This is a genomic window from Blautia marasmi, assembly GCF_900258535.1.
GTDB lineage: Bacteria > Bacillota > Clostridia > Lachnospirales > Lachnospiraceae > Blautia > Blautia hominis.
In genome coordinates this window covers 205,984-226,381 of sequence record NZ_OIWX01000001.1, presented here as the reverse complement: position 1 = coordinate 226,381, position 20,398 = coordinate 205,984, and the positions used below count along the sequence as shown (strand labels likewise).

Here is a 20,398-nt window from a genome sequence, read left to right as displayed (position 1 = left end):
TGTTATGACAGAGTATAAGATGGTACTGCCTGTACTGACAGCATTTATAGTCAGTGTGGTTCTGGGGCCTATCATTATCCCCTATTTACGAAAGCTGAAAATGGGACAGACTGAGCGGGAGAACGGTGTACAGTCTCATCTGAAAAAAGCGGGGACACCTACCATGGGAGGAATCATATTTCTGCTTTCCACAGTGGTCACATCCCTGTTTTATGTGAAGGATTATCCCAAGATCATCCCTGTACTGTTTCTGACGCTGGGATTTGGGCTGATCGGTTTTTGGGATGATTATTTAAAAGTGGTACTTCGGCGGTCAGACGGGCTTCTCGCCTGGCAGAAGATGTTGTGCCAGCTTGTGGTGACAGGGATATTTGCGTTCTATCTGATGAAATTCACGGATGTATCCATGACGATCAAGGTGCCGTTTGCGGCGGGCTATGAGATAAATCCGGGATTTTTGACCATTCCCCTTTTGTTTTTTGTGGTCATCGGTACGGTGAACGGTGTGAACTTTACAGACGGCCTGGATGGACTTGCCTCCTCGGTGACAATCATGGTTGCCACCTTCTTTTCGGTGGTTGCCATTGGGACAAAGAGTGGGATTGAGCCGATCACCTGTGCGGTGGTGGGTGCCCTCATGGGATTTCTGCTTTTCAATGTCTACCCCGCCAAGATTTTTATGGGGGATACAGGTTCCCTGGCTCTGGGCGGATTTGTGGCAGGTACGGCGTATATGCTGCAGATGCCTTTATTTTTACTGATCGTGGGACTGATCTATGTGGTGGAGGTGCTCTCTGTAATGATACAGGTGACTTACTTTAAGATATCCCACGGCAAAAGGATCTTCAAAATGGCCCCCATCCACCATCATTTTGAGTTGTGCGGCTGGTCCGAAACCAGGGTGGTAGCCGTATTCTCCATTATTACGGCCATTCTGTGCCTGATCGCACTGCTGGCATTATAAGAAAGGAAGAAGAGAAATGGACAGAACAAATTTAAAAGGAAAACGTGTGCTTGTATTTGGTTCAGGGATCAGCGGTATCGGCGCGGTGCGCCTGCTGGAGGCAGTACAGGCTGAGGTGATATTATATGATGGAAACGAAAAACTGGACAAAGAGGAAATAAGAACACGTCTGCCGGAGCATTCCGCCTGCAGGATCATCCTGGGAGAACTGCCGAAAGAGCTGCCTGCCTCTCTTGATCTGGTGGTGATGAGCCCCGGTGTCCCGCTTGATATCCCGCCGGTGGAGGCATTAAAGAAAGCGGGAATCCCGGTGTGGGGGGAGGTGGAGCTTGCTTACCGCATGGGAGCCGGCACAGTGCTGGCCATAACAGGGACCAATGGTAAGACCACAACCACAGCTCTTCTGGGAGAGATCATGAAGGCCCATGCCAAATCTGTTTTTGTGGTGGGAAATATTGGAAATGCCTACACAGACGCAGCGCTTTCCATGACGGAGGAAAGCTATACCGTTGCGGAGATCAGCAGCTTCCAGCTTGAGACAACCATGGCGTTTCGCCCGAAGGTATCCGCTGTCCTGAATATTACGGAGGACCATTTAAACCGGCACCACACCATGGAGGAATATATCCGGGTGAAAGAACTGATCGCCCGCAACCAGACAAAAGAGGATTTCTGTGTCCTCAATTATGAGGATGAGGAGCTTCGCCGGTTTGCTTCTGAATGTCCGGCGCAGGTGGTCTTCTTCTCGAGCTTACATAAACTGGAACAGGGGATATTCCTGGACGGCGGGCAGATCGTCATGCGCACCGGGACAGAAGAGATTTTGGTGGCAGGAACAGAGGAACTGAAACTTCTGGGACGCCATAACCATGAAAATGTCATGGCAGCTGTGGCTATGGCTTACTGCGGAGGTGTTCCTATGGATACCATCCGGCAGGTGATCAAAAGATTTACAGCAGTGCCTCACAGGATCGAGTTTGTGGAGGAGATTGACAGTGTGGCATACTATAATGATTCCAAGGGGACCAATCCTGACGCGGCCATCAAAGGCATACAGGCAATGAACCGCCCCACGCTTCTGATCGGCGGCGGATATGACAAGGAGTCCTCCTATGAGGAGTGGATTCAGGCCTTTGACGGCAAGGTGCGGTATCTGGTCCTGATCGGACAGACAAAAGAGAAGATTGAAAAGGCAGCCCACGGCTGTGGGTTCATGAGCACAATACTGGCGGAAGACCTGGAGGAAGCCGTAAAAATCTGTGCAGAGAAGGCAAACCCGGGAGATGCCGTTCTCCTGTCACCTGCCTGCGCCAGCTGGGGACAGTTTGACAACTATGAGCAAAGAGGGGATAAATTCAAAGAATACGTGAGAAATCTCAAGGCATAAACCAATCCGGCAGACAATATAATGCAGTATGAGCAAAAAGGAAAGGGAAATGCGTGTGGAGAAGGAAAAAGAGCAGAAAAGACGCATGGATGGAACGCTTTTGATTCTCGTACTGCTGCTGGTAGTCTGCGGTCTGATTTTTCTATATAGCACGAGTGCATATAATGGCAGGGTGAAGTTTCATGACCCTGCCTATTATTTTAAAAAGCAGCTTTTCGCAACCTCCCTGGGAATGATGGGCATGTATCTGGTATCCTGTATGGACTACCATATCATTACAAGGATGGCACCTTTTCTCTATGTGGTGTCCATGGGGCTGTCTCTGGCAGTGCTTTTGTTCGGAGACGAATATAACGGCTCCAAGCGCTGGCTGTCCATTGGCCCTCTGTCCTTTCAGCCCTCTGAGTTTGCCAAGGTGGCGGTGATCCTGCTGCTCACCTATGTGATAACAAATTCCAAGAAGCGGCAGGACAGTCTTCTGCATATGGCAGGTACCATGGCTCTGCTTCTGCCCATTGTGGGTCTTGTGGGAACCAACAACCTGAGCACAGCCATTATTATCCTGGGTATTGGTGTTATCCTGATCTTCGTCTCCAATCCTAAATACCTTCCGTTTGTGGGAATCGGAGGGGTGGGCGTGCTGTTTATCGGGGTATTTCTGAGTATGGCCAGTTACCGCCTGGAGCGTATTGCCATCTGGAGGAATCCGGAAAAATATGAGAAGGGATTTCAGACTATCCAGGGATTGTATGCCATTGGAAGCGGGGGCATTTTCGGCAAAGGACTGGGCAGCAGCCTGCAGAAGCTGGGGTTTGTCCCGGAGGCGCAGAATGATATGATATTTTCCATTATCTGCGAGGAGACAGGTCTTATAGGCGCCTGCCTTTTGATCCTTATTTTCGCCCTGTTGATCTGGAGGCTCATGGTGATCGCCACCCATGCCAGAGATTTGTGCGGTGCTCTGATCGCGGCTGGGATCATGGGGCATATGGCAATTCAGGTGATCCTTAACATAGCGGTGGTGACCAACACCATCCCCAATACGGGAATCACCCTTCCCTTTGTCAGTTACGGCGGAACTTCAGTGCTGTTTCTGATGGGGGAGATGGGTCTGGCGCTGTCAGTGAGCAGGACTCGTTCCCCCTGAATGCTCCTGCAGGAACCCTTTTTCCCGCCCTGCATACAATAGTGTATAGCCAGGAGGCGGGAGGAAAGGTAAGACTTGAATGAAATTAGGATAGAAGGCGGAAATCCGCTCACAGGCGAAGTAAGGATACAAGGCTCTAAAAATGCGGCGTTGCCAATGATGGCGGCCGCTCTTTTGCATAAAGGGAAAAGTGTACTGCACCGTTGTCCAAAGATTGCGGATGTCTTTGTTATGGAAGAGATCCTGCGGGAACTTGGCATGCAGATTCAGCATGAGGGGGATACTCTGACTCTGGACCCCTCCCATGTCAGAAAGACAGAGATAGACTGCTGTGAGGGCCAGAAAATGCGCTCCTCCGTTATTTTACTGGGAAGTCTGCTGGGCAGATACCACAATGCCTCTGTGCCCCATCCCGGGGGCTGTGTCATAGGGGAACGCCCTATTGACCTGCACCTGTATGCCCTGGAACGGCTGGGAGCGGTATTTGAGGAAAAAGAGGGCGTTCTCACGGCCAGGACGGAGGGACTGGTTGGGAACACCATACATTTTCCAAAGGTAAGTGTGGGTGCAACCCAGAATGCTGTGCTTGCCTCCGTGCTTGCCAGCGGGATCACACGTCTGGAAGGATGCGCCAGGGAACCGGAAGTTGTATGGCTGTGCCGTTTTCTGAATGCATGCGGTGCCAGAATTGAAGGAACAGGCAGCAGCGTCCTTACCATCACTGGGGTGGAGGAGCTGCACGGAACAGAGTTCACCGTACCTGCGGACAGAATCGTGGCGGGAACCTATGTGTGTGCCTGTGCAGCAACCAGAGGGGAGCTTGTTCTGGAGGACGCGCCTGTGGAGGAAATGGAAGCCCTCATGAGAGTGTATGAGAAAATGGGTGGACAATATGAAGTAATCGGTGGTAAACTGTCTTTGTGCAGCAAGTGGGTGCAAGTTCCGCTGAAAAGACAGTGCACGGAAGTATATCCGGGATTTCCAACGGATCTGCAGTCTCCGCTCATGGCGGTGCTGTGTACCATACCGGGGGAGAGCTGCCTGGTGGAAACGATTTTTGAGGACAGATTTAAGACAGCATCACAGCTTCAGCACATGGGAGCAGATGTCCGGGTGGACGGCAGGAAGGCTGTTATCCGCGGCGGGACTTTACATGGGGCGGCTGTGGAGGCACAGGAACTGAGAGGCGGAGCAGCCCTTGTGATAGCAGGGCTGGCGGCGCAGGGGGAGACCCTTGTGAGGAACAGGCAGTATATTGAGCGGGGGTATGAGGACATATGCCGTGATCTATCACAGCTTGGCGCCGTAATTGAGAGAGATTAAAGGGGAACATGTATGGACAGGAAAAAACACAGGATATTCTGGGGCTGCCTGGCAGCGGCCGTATTAATAGCCATTGCGGTATTCTTTACCTGCTTTCAGATTACCAGTGTTAAAGTAGAAGGAAATCAGAATTATACGGAAGATGAAATCAAAAAGATGGTGCTGTCAGGCCCACTTTCGGGCAACTCAGTGCTTGTGAGATTTCTTAATCCTGATGAAAGAACAAAAGATGCGGAATTTATAAATAAAGTCTGGCTGGAGAGGACAAGCCGTCACAGTCTTGTGATCCATGTAAGAGAAAAAGAGCTGATCGGCTATGTGAAATTTCTGGACGGAAACCTATACTTTGACAGAAACGGGATCGTCCAGGTAAGCACCACGGATGAGTTGGAGAACATACCCAATGTGGAAGGGCTTGTCCTTGACAAGGTGGGGGTGGGAGAGAAGATCCCCGGACTTGACAAAGGCAGCCTGAGCCTGATCTTAAGTGTGACAAAGATGATGGAGAAGGGTGATCAGAAACCAGACAGGCTGGTACTGGATGAGAAGGGACAGCTTGTGCTCTATTACGGCAAGGTGGAAGCCCGCATGGGTTCTGACCAGAATATGGATGAGAAAATGAGCCGGCTTCTGGGCATTATCCCACAGCTTGAAGGCATGGAAGGTGTCCTTCACCTGGAAAATGTGGATGAAACTTCAAAAAATGTTGTCTTTGACAAGGTGCTCAGCGAGGCGGAGCAAAAGGCACTTAAGGAGAAGGAAAACGAGAACGGTGAAGGAACAGACAGCTCAGATACCGGGGATGACGATGAGGACTCTGACAGTTCCGGTGATGAGGAATCTGGTTATGAGGATTCGGATGACGGGGATTTAGGCTACGAGGATTCGGGATACGATGATACCGGGGATGAGGATTCCGATTACAGCGGAGAGGATTCCGGCTATGAGGATGGTTCCGGATATGAAGACTATGGTTCTGATGATGGTTCCGGTGAGGAATAACAGCGGAATTTTGTTTTTTAGGAGACACAAATCGGGAAATTTTGATGATTTTTTTAAAATTTTTGTGAAAAAATAAATTTACCAGTTGATTAATTTTCCAAAAGACTATATTATATATCTATATGCATCATAAGGTACTTAGAATTAAAGTACCTGGGTTTTCGGGGAATTTATGATAAATACCTTTTGAGAACTTGAGCAAGAAACATAAGACAGATAAACCTGATTACAGAAAATCATACACGTCAGTGTACCCGAATGCGGATAAGATGCAGATATCTGTGTTCATGAAGAAGCAGCGAAGTGGAGTTAAAAAACCGCTTTACAACATACGAGGGAAGCTAAAGGAGGAAGTACTTTGTTAGAGATAATGACAAACGAAGCTGAATCATCTGCAAAAATTATAGTGATTGGTGTAGGTGGAGCTGGTAATAACGCAGTTAACAGAATGGTGGAAGAGGCTATCGGCGGAGTGGAATTCGTCGGAGTCAATACAGATAAACAGGCCTTGACCTTATGCAAAGCACCGACTGTAGTGCAGATCGGTGAGAAGCTGACAAAAGGGCTTGGTGCAGGCGCAAAACCGGAAATCGGTGAAAAAGCCGCTGAGGAGAGCATCGAGGAGATCAAACAGGTACTGCAGGGCGCAGATATGGTATTTGTCACCTGTGGTATGGGCGGCGGAACCGGAACAGGTGCCGCACCGATCGTGGCAGGCCTTGCAAAAGAAATGGGTATCCTGACCGTAGGCGTTGTCACAAAACCTTTCCGTTTTGAAGCTAAGACCCGTATGACAAACGCACTGACAGGTATTGAAAAGTTAAAAGAAAATGTGGACACACTGATCGTCATTCCAAATGACCGTCTGCTGGAGATTGTAGACCGCCGGACAACTATGCCGGAAGCGCTCAGAAAAGCAGATGAGGTACTGCAGCAGGCCGTACAGGGCATTACAGACCTGATCAACCTGCCGGCATTGATCAATCTGGACTTCGCAGATGTTCAGACTGTCATGATCGACAAAGGTATCGCACATATTGGTATCGGTGAAGGAAAGGGCGACGACAAGGCCATGGAAGCTGTACAGCAGGCCGTATCCAGTCCGCTTCTGGAGACCACTATCGAGGGTGCTTCCCACGTTATCATCAATGTATCCGGAGATATTTCTCTTATGGATGCCAACGATGCAGCCAGCTATGTACAGGATCTCACCGGAGAAGATACCAATATTATCTTTGGTGCCCTGTATGATGATAAAGAAGCTGATTATGTCAGAATTACTGTTATCGCTACCGGACTGGATGATGAGACAGCAAGAAAACCAAGCGTGAGCAGAGACAAAAAAGCAGCGAGACAGGAGGAACCGGTACAGCAGCAGACACCGGTACAGCCGCAGCAGCAGGCACCGGCATACAGCCAGCCTCAGCAGCAGCCGGCATTCAAGATGCCGTCCTTCCAGCCGCAGCAGGGCTTCGGAAGTACACAGCAGGGTACATTCACAAGTAATGTGCCGAAAAAGGATATCCAGATTCCGGATTTCCTGAAGAACAGAAGATAAGTATTAAAATCACACAGGATAAAAGGGCAGTCCGGGAATTATTGCGGACTGCCTTTCGTGTATCAAAAGAGCCGTGTACCCTTACTTTCAGGGCGGGTGCGGCAGAGGAGAACAGCTATGGATAACAAGGGACTGACCCATTTTGACGGGGAAGGCAATGCGATCATGGTGGATGTGTCCGGCAAAAATGTGACAAGCCGCACAGCCACGGCCAAAGGCAGCATCCATGTAAACCGGGAAGTTATGGACGCTGTGGTGAATCACACAGCCAAAAAAGGCGACGTGCTGGGAGTGGCAAGAGTGGCTGGGATCATGGCGGTTAAGCAGACATCATCCCTGATTCCCATGTGCCATACACTGCTGATCAGCAAGTGTAGTGTGGACTTTGAGACAGACCGGGAGAACCTGACGATCACCGCCTTTTGTACCGTTAAGGTGGAGGGCAAGACAGGGGTAGAGATGGAAGCCCTCACAGGAGCCAGCGTGGCCCTTCTCACGATTTATGATATGTGCAAGGCCATTGACAAAAGCATGGTCCTGTCGGAAATCCATCTGGTGGAGAAAAAGGGCGGCAAAAGCGGGGATTTTTATTTTGGGTCTGATAAAAAGAAATGATATAAAAAAGATTGGGGGAATTTTTATGAGAAGAGCAGCAGTGATAACATCAAGCGACAGCGGTTATGCAGGAGAGAGAGAGGATATGAGTGCACCTGTCATCTGTGACATTCTGGAGAAGGCAGGCTATCAGATTACATATAAGATCCTCCTTCCTGATGAGAGAGGGATGTTAAGCCGTGAGATGGCAAGGCTGGCAGATGAAAACATCGCGGACCTGATCCTTACCACAGGCGGAACTGGCTTCTCACCCAGAGACTGCATGCCGGAAGCCACTATGGATATCTGTGAGAGACAGGTGCCCGGTATTCCGGAAGCCATGCGGGCATACAGTATGCAGATCACCAAACGCGCCATGCTGAGCCGCCAGGCAGCAGGCATCAGAAAACAGGCACTGATCATCAACCTTCCGGGAAGCCCTAAGGCAGTGAGAGAATGCCTGGAATATATCCTGCCGGAATTGGAACACGGCCTGGATATCCTTCAGGGAACTGCCCACAACTGCGCCAGAACTTGACCATGGAGGACAGGCGTCTGCACAGCGGGCAGAACAGAAAGTTATAATAGCTTGAAAATAGACAGGGATGTGATACGGCAGCCAGGACCAGCCGTAGGACATCCCTTTTTATTATAAAAATATTGTAACTGCTCAGTACCCTCATAGTTACAGGCAAAAATCCATGCAGAATCGCCTTTGGCCATGGATTTTTGCTTGGCCGTGGTACACTTTCTTACGGACAGCGCAGTGAATGCGCAGATTTACGGAATAGTTAAAAAATATTTCATATGTGCACCCAAACACCCTCCGGATCCGTCTAATGTATGTAAAAGACAATGAACCGGTTCAAAATATACAGCCAGTGTACCGCTCCCAAAAGGGAAATGCCTATGGGCAGGACGCTGACAGAGAGGAGACCAGCATGTGGCTTGTAAAAAAGGCCCAGAGAGGGGATGCCGATGCTTTTGTGGAGCTGATCGAGCAGAATAAACAGGCGATGTATAAAATAGCCAGAAGCTATCTGAGCTGTGAGGCGGATATTGCGGACGCTATGTCTGAGGCAGTGCTTTCGGCTTATGAGCATCTAGGGGAACTTAAATCTGCTGCGTATTTCAAAACCTGGCTCACCAGAATCCTGATCAACTGCTGCAAAGACATCCTGCGGCAGCAGGGCAGATGCACCGTAGTGGAACAGGTGCCTGAAGAAGGAGCAGTGGAAGAAATGAAAAGCGACAGCGGATTCACAGACCTGGTACAGGAGCTTCCGAAAGATTTCCGGATGATATTCGTCCTGTACTACGGGGAAGGCTTCTGCACCAGAGAGATAGCGGAGCTGCTTGACATCAGCGAAAATACAGTAAAGAGCCGTCTTAGAAGAGGACGGATGAAGTTGAGCGATATCTTACAGCATCAATAAAGGAGGCACACTATGAAGTATACAGAAAACGAAATGAAACAGATCCTGGAACAGGAGATAGAGATACCGAAAAAAGTGGATGAACGCCTGCAGGACACCTACAGCCGGATCCGTACCCAGAACAAAACAAGAACCACCCATGCCAAAAAATCCTGGCGGAAAATAACGGCAGCCGCGGCAGTGGCAGCCCTCACCCTGACTGTGACCGGCGGTACAGCAGCAGCGGCCTACCTCTCCGAGCACACAGATTTCTTCCAGGGCATGTTTGGAAACACTACAAAATCCTCCCAGGAACACACCCAGGTCCTTGCTGACCCTGACAAAGATGACGGCATGATGGCGGACCTCCCCGGCAAAGAATACGTTCCGGTAGATGAGGAGAAAGCTGATGCACTCATAGGAGGCAATGTAACAGAGGTTAACATCACAAAAGAGATCGGTGGCCACACCCTCACCATCGAGAACATCGTCACAGACGGAAACGGCATGCTCATGTCTATGACACTGGAAAAACCGGGTGGAGTCACTGCACTGTACGCGGACGATGAGACAAACCGTACAAAAGGCGCCTATTTCTCCCCGGAGTCTAACTTCTCTTTCTTTATAGAGGACCAGAACGGAATCCCTTCCGGTGAATTTATGTATGTAGACACAGAAAAAAGCACACCTGACAAATACTACATTTACGATTATATGATATGGGGCAGCACAGAGAGCACCCCCATCCAGCCCAGACTGCACATTTACACCTATCCCGTCACTTTGGGCGAGCTCCAGGAGATTAACGAGACAGACACGGAAAAGAGGGATCAGATAGAAGTCACAGAAGATTACGTGGACCTTCCCCAGTGTGAAAACGTCCCCATGCAGTCACTGAATCAGGATGATACCTGGATATGCTCCTATTCCCCCATCTCCATGAGCATCAACATGTCCGCCCAAGCCCCCGAAGAAGAGGCCCAGGACCCATACTGCATCAAATACATCGAACTCAAATACAAAGACGGCACCAACTACACTATCTTTAAACAAGATGAACTGGACAACACCGGCTACATCTGCGGCGTAGACACTGAATTCCGCCTAACCTACAACCGCATCGTAAACCCCGACGACATCTCCCAGATCATCATTAACGACAACGTTTACGATATCAACTAATCGAATCACCCACACAAAAGAATTTAAATAAAACAGCATCAATCAATAATAATCAATAATCAAAACCTAAAATACAAAGAGTTGATCTCCTTTTTCCGGAAATCAACTCTTTTTTAACAGCAAATCAAAATCATCAATCAATAAAAGTTAATCAACCATCCCCAAAATCAAATAGATACCCTCAAAATAAATGTTCAAAAACACATTTCGCCAAATACATTCCTCCCGCCCAATACATTCTTTCCCTCATATGGAAGTACACTCCCCACCATACAGAAAACCATCCGTCGCCACTACCAGGAGAAAGGGAGGGCCAGGGGGCCGGGATGCCTCTTTAGTCAGGCGAGGTTAAGCGGAGTGAGTCGAAGATCCACCTGCCCCAGACACTTGGTGAGGAAGCCTTTGCTGACGAATCTAGTGACTGGGAGCAGGTTAGCTGAGACGCACGGAGCCTCGAGCAGGACTAAAGAGGCATCCCGGCCCCCTGGCCCTCCCTTTCTCCGTCCGTGAGCCACCAATGCAATGCAGCCCCCGCAATCCACGAATCAACTCTTACCTCCCCAATTTCTCCCGAACAACCTCCACCGGCATCTCCCTCCCCGTCCATATCCGAAACGCCTCCGCTCCCTGATACAACAGCATAGCATACCCATTAAACCACTTACACCCAGCCTCTTTTGCCATCCGCAGCAGCCGTGTCTCCCACGGATTATACACAATATCCCCCACAGCCAGTCCTTCATGCAGATAATCCTTTCCGGGCAGAATACACCCTTCCTCATCCGGTGCCATCCCCACGGAAGTAGCATTCACAAGCAGCACACTCTCCCTCAGACTTTTCTTGAGCCGGTCTTTATCTTCATTATCACAGAGCAGGATCTCACACCCCGTCTCCTTTTTTAGACGCCGGATCAGCTCTTTCATCCGGGGCAGATATTTGCTGGTCATTCTGGCAAATACATAAATCCTGCCGGCCCCGTCAAGCGCCGCCTGTGTACAGATAGCCGTGGCAGCCCCTCCAATCCCCATGAGCGTAATACATTTTCCCGCCACATCAATATCCTGTTCCCTCACGGCCCGCATAAATCCAATGCCGTCTGTGTTATGCCCAATCAGCTTTCCCTCCCGGTTCTCCACGGTATTGACTGCGCCGATCAGCCTTGCGGCAGGGGACAGCTCATCCAGATATTCCAATATCTTATTTTTATTGGGCATAGTCAGATTAAATCCCTTTACGTGGAGCGTACGAAGTCCTTTTACCGCATCTTCCAAAGTCTCCTCATTTACATCGAAACAAAGATAGACAAAATCAAGTCCCAGGGCCTGGAAACCGGTATTATGCATCATAGGGGAAATGCTGTGTTTCACCGGGCTTCCCAGTAGTCCGGTAAGCTGTGTATATCCTGTAATTGGTATCATCATTTTTCATCCTTTCCTGGTGTGTTTCTTTATATCCTGCTGTTCGTTCCATACAGCAGATATCTGCATTAATTTAAAGTGTAAAAGGAAACTTCCATGGTGTCAAGAGAAAAAGTATGCTATAATAGCGGCAGAAATCACCAGGAGGAGAAAGAATCATGAAAACCGTAGAGATAAAAGGTATTAAGATCGGAGAAGGAATTCCCAAAATCTGTATTCCTCTTACAGGAAAAACAAAAGAAGAGCTCATAAAAGAAGCAGAAACCGTGAAAAATATGAAACCGGATTTGGTCGAATGGCGCGCAGATTGTTATGAGGAGGGGGAGAACAGCGAAAATAGTTTGGAAATGTTGAAAACGATTCGCGGTATTTTTGACACGATTCCCCTTCTTTTTACCTTCAGAACCGACAAAGAAGGAGGTAATCGGCCCATCACCTGTGTGGATTATGTAAATCTTCTGGAAAATGCCGCCAAAACCGGCTTTGTGGACCTGATTGACGTGGAGGCTTTTTGTGACACAGCTAAGACAAAAAAACTCATAGAAAGCCTCAAAGAGTGCGGTGTTTTTGTGGTTGCCTCCAACCATCATTTTCACAGGACTCCTTCTATAGAAGAGATGGTAAACAGGCTGGAGACTATGGATGGTTTCGGAGCTGATATTTTGAAGCTGGCTGTTATGCCAAAAAGTGAGGAGGACCTCATGTCCCTTTTGACAGCAACGGTCATGATGAAGAAAAGGACAGACAAACCGGTCATCACCATGTCCATGGGAAAAGCCGGAGTTCTAAGCCGTCTCTGCGGTGAGACAGCAGGGTCAGCCGTCACATTTGCAGCGGGTATGAAGGCTTCGGCACCGGGTCAGATTCCTGCTGACAGGATGCGCAGGACCCTTGCCCTTCTTCATGAAAGCTTTACATAAAAAGGATAACATAACAAGAAAAAACGGGACCAAAACTGTCGAAAAGATTTTTGATTCGTCCAAGCGGTTTTGACAAAATAAACACCCCCTATCGCCTATAATGAACATTACTTATTCCAGATAAGTATGCAGCGGAAAGAATCACTGCGCATGCAGAGTTACAAATTGCGCGTGTTGCAGTCTTTCTGCTGTCATGAATGAGTCATACAAGGTTTAGGGGGTGTTTTGTGTACTACGAATTTTACATTGACGTTTTTTTCGTAGTCAATCTGGTAATGGATTTTTTGCTGCTGCGTCTGATAAACCGGGTGCTGAAGGGGACTGCCACTCCTCTTCGTTCTCTGGCAGGTGCGGCGCTGGGAGCTGCCGGTATCTGTGTGATCACACTGCTGCCCTTATCGTCCCCCTACGTGCGGGTATTGCTTTCACATGGAATTTTGGGTGTCCTCATGGTGTGGGTGGGCTGCTGCTGCAGATCATGGAGAAAATTAGTAACAGGGCTTTTGCTGCTGTACGGTTTTTCCTTTCTCACAGGAGGAATCCTTACTGCCCTGCCGGGAAGCACAAAGGAAGGCTTACTTACGTTTTGTTTCATCACCACAGCCACTTACTGGATTCTCATCTTAGGAATGCGACTCTTGGAATACTTAAAAGGAAAAAGCTCCGCCATATGCGAAGTCACTATCTTCGCGGGCGGCAAATCAGTGAAAGTCAAAGGACTGTATGATACTGGCAACAGGCTGCGCGACACACTCACCAGAAAACCGGTGAGCGTGGTGGAATACGGGAGGTTTGAGGAGCTTCTTGGCGATGACCAAAAGGCTTCTTTTGAGAGGCTTCTTGGAGGGACCGGGAGCACAGAGGATATCTGTGCCAAATCGGTGCTGGCCTTTCATCCCCATTATATTTCATACCGCAGCGTGGGGCAGGATAATGGACTAATGCTTGCCGTCACTGTAGATGAACTATATGTATCAGCAGGAGAAGATGGCAGTGTGGTAAAACATGCAGTTTTAGGGCTTGCAGGGAACCAGCTTTCCACTGCCGGAAACTTTCAGATAATCGTCAATCCGTGCATCGTGAACGCAGAACAGTACGGGGTCCTGCATTCATGAGAGCACTGCAAAAGTCAGAAATCGCTTTGACAGTTTTAGGGAGGAGCATAAATGAATATGGAAGCAGCAGCAGAGAGAAAAGTACAGATGCCTGTTTTTTCGGGGTTTTCCAATATTATATTCAGAAGAGGGGAAGAAATTCATTATATCGGAGGGGCAGAGGTCCTTCCGGCGCCTTTGGACGCAGAGGCAGAGGCGGAAATGATAGGAAAATTACAGACAGAGGACAATGCGGATGCGAAATCCCGTCTGATTGAACATAACCTGCGTCTGGTTGTGTACATTGCCAAGAAATTTGATAACACCGGGGTAGGGGTGGAGGATTTGATCTCGATAGGAACTATAGGACTGATCAAGGCCATCAATACCTTTAACCCTACAAAAAAGATCAAGCTGGCAACATACGCGTCCAGATGTATTGAAAATGAGATTCTTATGTATCTCAGACGAAACAGCAAGACAAAGATGGAAGTTTCCATTGATGAACCGCTGAATGTGGACTGGGACGGCAATGAACTGCTCCTGTCCGATATTCTGGGAACCGATGAGGATGTCATTTACAGGGGAATAGAGAGTGAAGTAGAGCGCTCCCTTCTGGGGAAGGCCATTGGAAAGCTGACCAAAAGGGAACAGACCATTGTGCGCCTGCGTTTTGGCATCAATATGCCGGACGGCAGAGAAAAGACGCAGAAGGAAGTGGCAGATCTTCTGGGCATCTCCCAGTCTTACATATCCAGGCTGGAAAAGCGCATCATGAAGAGATTGAAAAAAGAGATTGTGAGATACGAATAAAATAGCATTATTTTGAAGGCTATGGCATAGAAGTATCTGCAGCAAGATTTTAGTGGATTTACAGAACAGCCGTCTATGATACGGAAAAGCAGATCTGTTGGGGTTTGCGTTTTCCATTCCTAGACGGCTGTTTTGTTTCATATGTTTTTGAAATGTAACTGTTCAGTACTCTCACAGTTACAGGCGAAAATCCATGCAGAATCGCCTTTGGCGATGGGATTTTTGCTTGGCTGCAGAATGCTTTCTTACGGTCAGCGCAGTGAATGCGCAGATTTACGGAATAGTTACTTTGAAATCACATATTCTGCTGGATCTCCCGTTTTTCTTTCAGTATGATTTCTGCAAGCTGGGCAATCCGTTCATCCGACATTCTGGCAGCCGGAGCGGAGATCGAGAAGGCATAGCGGGCCCGCCCTTTATAATCAGGAAGGCTGACTGCAATGCAGCGTACACCAAGTTCGTTTTCCTCATCATCCAGTGCATATCCTCTTTTTCTGACTTCCTCTATTTTTTCCTGAAACCGGGAGTAATCCGTAATGGTGTGTGGGGTCAGACGGATAATACTGCTTGCATTCCAGAAACGGTGTATTTGTTCCTCATCCATGTCTGCTGCCATGGCTTTTCCAACCCCTGAACAGTAGAGAGGGATCCGGTTGCCCACCTTGGATACCATGCGGACAGAGTTCTGATACGATTCTTCTTTATAGATATAGACAGCCTCCGCACCGTCAAGCTGGACAAAATGTACGGTTTCTCCTGTTTTTTCAGAGAGTTTTTTCAAATGAGGGCGTACGATCTCCAGGATGTCCATGCGGCTTAACAGCCGGTTGGAAAGGCTTAATACTTTTAATGACAAATCATATTTCTGGGTGTCTGTGTCCTGTTTTACATATCCCATGTAAATAAGGGAGCAGAGCAGCCGATGTACCGTGCTTTTGTTCAGGTCAAGCTGCCGGCTTAAATCTGCCAGCGCGATAGGACCGTCACATGCCAGGGTTTCCAGGACCAGAAAAAGCCTGTCAGCCACCTGAATGGGATTTTTTTCTTCCATAATATATTCCTGCCTTTGGTTATTTTTCACGAATAGGCTTTGGCGTTATTGTAACACTTTCCCATTCAGGAAACAACCGGAATTTTTTTTCATTTTTCTCTTGACAATCTGAGCCGGAGGAGTATAATTCAAGATAAAGATATCACAATACGAAACGGAGTTTCATAATGTGGAATCATAAAGGCGAATAGGTAAAAGTGATCCGAACGAATCGGATAAAGCAGCATAGCTGCAATTTCACGCAGGGCGGATGGAAAACCCTGTATGTGGATTGAAAAAAGGAGGAAATTATGAACGCGATCTTAGAACAGCTTTCAAAATTCGGTGTTGTTCCGGTAGTTGTATTAAATGAAGTGAAGGATGCGGAGCCGCTGGCAAAAGCATTATGTGAGGGAGGTCTTCCCTGTGCAGAGGTAACATTCCGTACTGCAGCGGCAGAGGAATCTATCCGTACCATGACAGAGAAATTTCCGGAAATGCTGGTTGGCGCAGGCACTGTATTGACTACAGAGCAGGTGGACCGTGCAGTGGCAGCTGGTGCAAAGTTCATCGTCAGCCCCGGATTTGACCCGGAGATCGTTGACTACTGCCTGGACAAAGATATTTTAGTCCTGCCCGGATGCGTAACGCCTTCCGAGGTGGCGCAGGGGGTTAAGCGTGGTTTGAAAGTGCTGAAATTCTTCCCGGCTGAACAGTACGGCGGTGTGTCTACCATCAAGGCTATGGCGGCAGCATATGTGGGAATCAAGTTTATGCCTACAGGCGGAATCAATCCTAAGAATGTAAAAGACTATCTGACTTGTGATAAGATCTTTGCATGCGGCGGAAGCTGGATGGTAAAAGGCGATTTGATCGCAGCAGGAGAATTTGATAAGATCAAAACCCTCACAGAGGAAGCCGTTGCTCTGGTGAAAGAAGTAAGATAGGGAAAAAGCCCGGAATCGTTATCATGCGGTCATTGACTGGCGTTACTGTACACTCCGTGTCCAGTAACACGCTTCGCGATGCACAGATATGGCGCATTCTGCCCTATATCGCGCTGGCTGCGTCGGGATTTTCATGCTTCCGGCATGAAAATGCCTCCCGGTACAGTGGCCTGTGTACAGTAACTGACTGGCTGCAGAATAGAAAAACTATGAAGAGCTGTGTGTTTTCACAGAGAAAATAATATAGGATTTATGGCAAAGGAGAAATAAAAATGGCAAAAAGAGTAATCACATTTGGTGAGATCATGTTGAGACTGGCTCCGGAAGGATACTATCGTTTTGTACAGGCAGATACCTTCGGCGCAACATACGGGGGAGGAGAGGCCAATGTGGCTGTTTCCCTTGCAAACTACGGGTTTGACGCAGCATTTGTCACGAAGCTGCCAAAACACGAGATCGGACAGGCAGCTGTCAATTCTTTGAGAAAATATGGTGTAGATACAACAAAGATCGCACGGGGCGGCGACCGCGTGGGAATTTATTTCCTGGAGAAAGGCGCATCTCAGAGACCCTCTAAGGTTATCTATGACCGTGCCGGCTCCTCGATCGCCACAGCAGAATCCTCTGATTTTGACTGGAAACATATTTTCGACGGCGCTGACTGGTTCCATTTTACAGGAATCACACCGGCCTTAAATGATGAAGTGGCAGCCATCTGTCTGGAAGCCTGCAAAGCTGCAAAAGAGGCAGGCGTGACCATTTCCTGTGACTTAAATTACAGAAATAAACTGTGGTCCAAGGAAAAAGCCGGACAGGTTATGGGTGAAATTTGTAAATATGTGGATGTCTGCATAGCTAACGAGGAAGATGCTGCCGATGTATTCGGCATTAAGGCTGCCAACACAGATGTTACAACCGGTACCGTAAACCATGAGGGATACAAAGATGTTGCAAAACAGCTGGCTGACCGGTTCGGTTTCTCAAAAGTTGCCATTACACTGAGAGAGTCCCTGTCTGCAAATGACAATAACTGGTCCGCTATGTTATATGACGGAAATGATTACTTCTTCAGCAAAAAATACAAAATGCACATCGTTGACCGTGTAGGCGGCGGCGACAGCTTTGGCGGCGGATTGATCTGCGCATGTTTAAACGGCTATGATGCACAGTCCACCATTGAGTTCGCAGTAGCTGCTTCCTGTCTGAAACATTCTATTGAGGGTGACTTCAATATGGTTTCCATGGATGAAGTATCCAAACTTGCAGGCGGAGACGGTTCAGGACGTGTCCAGAGATAAGGACAGATGAAATAGTTATAAATGATAGCCCTTTTGCCATGGGTGAACATTTAAATAAAAATGGGATGTTGTGAAAACAGCATCCCATTATTAATACAATGGAAAGCACATGCTGCGGACTTCCATTGCCCAAGGTGGTTGTGGATGGGTTCTGTCTGTAACTGTCCAGGTGCGGAGTCGTTACGCGGCGTTCTGTTAAGTAGGATCAAGGATGATTTAGGGAGGGTTTTAGGATGAAAAAAGATTTTGATTTGCTTTCATTGGGAGAAATTTTGCTGAGGCTGTCACCGCCGGATAATGAGAGGATAGTGCGCGGTGAGACATTTCAGAAGCAGGTGGGCGGTGCAGAGCTGAATGTAGTGTCCGGCGCTTCTCTTCTGGGTCTTAGGACGGGGATGATATCCAAGCTGCCGGATAATGCGCTTGGAGTCTACGCCAAGAACAGAGTCCGTTTCTGTGGGGTAAGTGATGATTATCTGGTGTATGATGAGGAGCCGGATGCAAGGCTGGGAATTTATTACTATGAAAACGGGGCTTATCCCAGAAAGCCCAGTGTGGTTTATGACAGGCGCCATGCATCTTTTTGCAAGATTAGGGTGGAGGAACTGCCGGAGGAGATGTTTGCGAGCACAAGGTGTTTCCACACCAGCGGCATTACCCTGGCTTTGGCGGAGAATACCAGGAATACTGCGGTGGAGATGATCAAGAGGTTTAAGGAGAACGGGGCGATCATTTCTTTTGATGTGAATTTCCGGGGGAATCTTTGGACTGGGCCTGAGGCGAAGGAATGTATTGAGAAGATTCTTCCTTATGTGGATATTTTTTTCTGTTCTGAGGATACGGCACGATTGACGTTTTTGAAGGATGGGGATGTGAAGTCTATTATGAAGAGTTTTACGGAGGAATATCCTATTTCTATTGTGGCGTCCACACAGAGGATCGTGCATAGCCCTAAGGTGCATACGTTTGGGTCTGTGATCTATAATGCGAAGGAAGACAGGTATTATGAGGAGGAGCCGTATCGGGATATTGAGGTTGTGGATAGGATTGGAAGCGGGGATGCTTATATTTCAGGGGCGCTTTATGGGCTGCTGGCACATGGGTTTGACTGCCGGAAGGCGCTGGAGTATGGGGATGCGACCAGTTCGGTGAAGAATACTATTCCGGGAGATCTGCCTTCTTGTGATCTGAAGGAGATTGATAGGATCATACGGAATCATAAGGGGGTAGGGGGACAGGTGGAAATGGAGAGGTGATGGGTGAGAGGGGACGGTCAAAGGGAAAGGCCGCCAGGGGCAGCAGACCGGCAGGGTTCCTTCTGGCAGATGCCTCCGTCGGCAAGTCTTGCTAAGAAAAAAATGAAGCCCCGGACAAGGCACCGGGCAGAACCGCAGTCCAGCCTTTATGGCTGTACTGCTCAACTGCCCTGAAATTTCGGATGGTAACCGAAATTTCTCCTTGTCCGGGGCTTCATTTTTTCCTAAGCAAGTCTACGCCTCCTACGAAACATCTGCCAGAAGGAACCCTGCCGGTCTGCTGCCCCTGGCGGCCTTTCCCTTTGACCTGAGAGCGTAGAGGGGGGATAAAGCTGAGAGCATAGTGCCATAGGTGACCCAGAGAGTGAAGAGAGGAAGATGAGGGTCAGAGCATAGTGCCATAGGTGACCAGAAATCAAAGAGGGGAAGATAAAGCTGAGAGCATAGTGCGATAGGTGACCCAGAGAGCGAGGAGAAGAAGATGAGGCTGAGAAGTAGTGCGGAGAGGGTTGTTGAAAGTGTAGGATGGGTGGTAAGTCTGAGTGTGTAGGGAAAGGGGAGGAAGTGGATGGAGTGTTGGGAAGAAAGTGGAAAATGGACGAGGTGGAGGGCATAGGATAGGTAATAAGGGTGAAATTTGGTGGGATTATGCGGGTTTGTGATTTGAAGCAGAAGGAAGTTATTAATATTTGTACTTGTAAGAGTCTGGGGTGTCCATTGGATGTGGAGTTTGATCCTAAGACGGGGTGTTTGACGGCTATTATTGTGCCGGTGCCGGGGAAGCTTTGTGGGTTGTTTGGACCGGTCAGTGAGTATGTGATTCCTTGGCAGTGTATTAGACAGATTGGGGAGGATATTATTTTGGTGGAGATCAAGGAGGAGAAGTTTCTGAAGAAAGAATAAGGTAAAGTCCTTGTTTGTGTGGAAACGTGGATTCTGGCGAATCAGCCGTCGCTTTTGTGGCTTTTGCAGGGGAGGGGCTCGGTCTGGCTGTTTGACTTGATCTTTACAAAAGAAGGGGATTTTGCGCTGTTTCTTTGGGATTTCCT

At 48.4% G+C, this 20,398-nt stretch carries 19 protein-coding genes; 17 read left to right on the top strand and 2 right to left on the bottom strand.

Features of this window, described 5'->3' with window-relative positions; genetic code table 11:
• Positions 1 to 4 precede the first annotated feature (4 nt).
• The 10 genes from mraY (at position 5) to C6P39_RS00925 (ending at position 10,572) form a co-directional block, all read left to right on the top strand.
• Positions 5 to 964, top strand: a complete 960-nt coding sequence (gene mraY, locus C6P39_RS00970) for a phospho-N-acetylmuramoyl-pentapeptide-transferase (protein WP_065544602.1) — start codon at positions 5 to 7, stop codon at positions 962 to 964.
• Positions 965 to 980: 16 nt separating this feature from the next.
• The gene (gene murD, locus C6P39_RS00965) at positions 981 to 2,351 is read left to right on the top strand and encodes a UDP-N-acetylmuramoyl-L-alanine--D-glutamate ligase (protein WP_104802464.1); all 1,371 of its coding nucleotides are present in this window, start codon (positions 981 to 983) and stop codon (positions 2,349 to 2,351) included.
• Positions 2,352 to 2,379: 28 nt separating this feature from the next.
• Positions 2,380 to 3,498 carry an FtsW/RodA/SpoVE family cell cycle protein gene (locus tag C6P39_RS00960; protein ID WP_330397286.1) on the top strand — a complete coding sequence of 373 codons (1,119 nt, stop codon included), beginning with the start codon at positions 2,380 to 2,382 and terminating at the stop codon, positions 3,496 to 3,498.
• Positions 3,499 to 3,573: 75 nt separating this feature from the next.
• A complete protein-coding gene (murA, locus tag C6P39_RS00955) occupies positions 3,574 to 4,821 on the top strand; it encodes a UDP-N-acetylglucosamine 1-carboxyvinyltransferase (protein ID WP_095174005.1) in 1,248 nt (415 codons plus the stop codon).
• A gap of 12 nt (positions 4,822 to 4,833) precedes the next feature.
• Positions 4,834 to 5,823: a cell division protein FtsQ/DivIB gene (locus C6P39_RS00950; protein ID WP_095174007.1), complete on the top strand. Its 990-nt coding sequence runs from the start codon at positions 4,834 to 4,836 to the stop codon at positions 5,821 to 5,823.
• A 370-nt stretch (positions 5,824 to 6,193) separates the two neighbouring features.
• Positions 6,194 to 7,381 carry a cell division protein FtsZ gene (gene ftsZ, locus C6P39_RS00945; protein ID WP_033139078.1) on the top strand — a complete coding sequence of 396 codons (1,188 nt, stop codon included), beginning with the start codon at positions 6,194 to 6,196 and terminating at the stop codon, positions 7,379 to 7,381.
• Positions 7,382 to 7,498: 117 nt separating this feature from the next.
• Positions 7,499 to 7,996 carry a cyclic pyranopterin monophosphate synthase MoaC gene (gene moaC / locus C6P39_RS00940; protein ID WP_104802463.1) on the top strand — a complete coding sequence of 166 codons (498 nt, stop codon included), beginning with the start codon at positions 7,499 to 7,501 and terminating at the stop codon, positions 7,994 to 7,996.
• A gap of 25 nt (positions 7,997 to 8,021) precedes the next feature.
• A complete protein-coding gene (locus C6P39_RS00935) occupies positions 8,022 to 8,513 on the top strand; it encodes a MogA/MoaB family molybdenum cofactor biosynthesis protein (RefSeq protein ID WP_095174345.1) in 492 nt (163 codons plus the stop codon).
• Between the two features lie 403 nt (positions 8,514 to 8,916).
• A complete protein-coding gene (locus C6P39_RS00930; protein ID WP_242986856.1) occupies positions 8,917 to 9,411 on the top strand; it encodes an RNA polymerase sigma factor in 495 nt (164 codons plus the stop codon).
• A gap of 12 nt (positions 9,412 to 9,423) precedes the next feature.
• Positions 9,424 to 10,572: a DUF4179 domain-containing protein gene (locus C6P39_RS00925; RefSeq protein ID WP_104802462.1), complete on the top strand. Its 1,149-nt coding sequence runs from the start codon at positions 9,424 to 9,426 to the stop codon at positions 10,570 to 10,572.
• A 552-nt stretch (positions 10,573 to 11,124) separates the two neighbouring features.
• Here the strand turns inward: C6P39_RS00925 and C6P39_RS00920 are convergent.
• Positions 11,125 to 11,991, bottom strand: a complete 867-nt coding sequence (locus C6P39_RS00920; protein WP_104805824.1) for a shikimate dehydrogenase — start codon at positions 11,989 to 11,991, stop codon at positions 11,125 to 11,127.
• Between the two features lie 158 nt (positions 11,992 to 12,149).
• Between C6P39_RS00920 and aroD the strand changes: the two genes are divergently transcribed.
• The 3 genes from aroD to sigE all read left to right on the top strand — a co-directional run bounded on the left by aroD (position 12,150) and on the right by sigE (position 14,818).
• Complete coding sequence (aroD, locus tag C6P39_RS00915) at positions 12,150 to 12,911, top strand: type I 3-dehydroquinate dehydratase (RefSeq protein WP_104802461.1); 762 nt, start codon at positions 12,150 to 12,152, stop codon at positions 12,909 to 12,911.
• 227 nt (positions 12,912 to 13,138) lie between these two features.
• Positions 13,139 to 14,026, top strand: coding sequence for a sigma-E processing peptidase SpoIIGA (locus C6P39_RS00910; protein WP_158661416.1), 888 nt, complete (start codon positions 13,139 to 13,141; stop codon positions 14,024 to 14,026).
• Between the two features lie 87 nt (positions 14,027 to 14,113).
• Positions 14,114 to 14,818, top strand: coding sequence for an RNA polymerase sporulation sigma factor SigE (sigE, locus tag C6P39_RS00905; protein ID WP_225305410.1), 705 nt, complete (start codon positions 14,114 to 14,116; stop codon positions 14,816 to 14,818).
• A 295-nt stretch (positions 14,819 to 15,113) separates the two neighbouring features.
• On the opposite strand, the gene C6P39_RS00900 is transcribed toward sigE, so the two are convergent.
• On the bottom strand, positions 15,114 to 15,869 hold the full coding sequence (locus C6P39_RS00900) for an IclR family transcriptional regulator (protein ID WP_104802459.1): 756 nt from the start codon (positions 15,867 to 15,869) through the stop codon (positions 15,114 to 15,116).
• 290 nt (positions 15,870 to 16,159) lie between these two features.
• On the opposite strand from C6P39_RS00900, the gene eda reads away from it, so the two are divergent.
• The 4 genes from eda (at position 16,160) to C6P39_RS00880 (ending at position 20,252) form a co-directional block, all read left to right on the top strand.
• Positions 16,160 to 16,795: a bifunctional 4-hydroxy-2-oxoglutarate aldolase/2-dehydro-3-deoxy-phosphogluconate aldolase gene (gene eda, locus C6P39_RS00895; protein ID WP_065540998.1), complete on the top strand. Its 636-nt coding sequence runs from the start codon at positions 16,160 to 16,162 to the stop codon at positions 16,793 to 16,795.
• A gap of 272 nt (positions 16,796 to 17,067) precedes the next feature.
• Positions 17,068 to 18,093 (top strand): sugar kinase, encoded by a 1,026-nt coding sequence (locus C6P39_RS00890; RefSeq protein WP_095174024.1) that lies wholly within the window; start codon positions 17,068 to 17,070, stop codon positions 18,091 to 18,093.
• 233 nt (positions 18,094 to 18,326) lie between these two features.
• Positions 18,327 to 19,349, top strand: coding sequence for a sugar kinase (locus tag C6P39_RS00885; RefSeq protein ID WP_095174027.1), 1,023 nt, complete (start codon positions 18,327 to 18,329; stop codon positions 19,347 to 19,349).
• 648 nt (positions 19,350 to 19,997) lie between these two features.
• Complete coding sequence (locus C6P39_RS00880) at positions 19,998 to 20,252, top strand: YlmC/YmxH family sporulation protein (protein ID WP_065544604.1); 255 nt, start codon at positions 19,998 to 20,000, stop codon at positions 20,250 to 20,252.
• Positions 20,253 to 20,398: the final 146 nt, after the last annotated feature.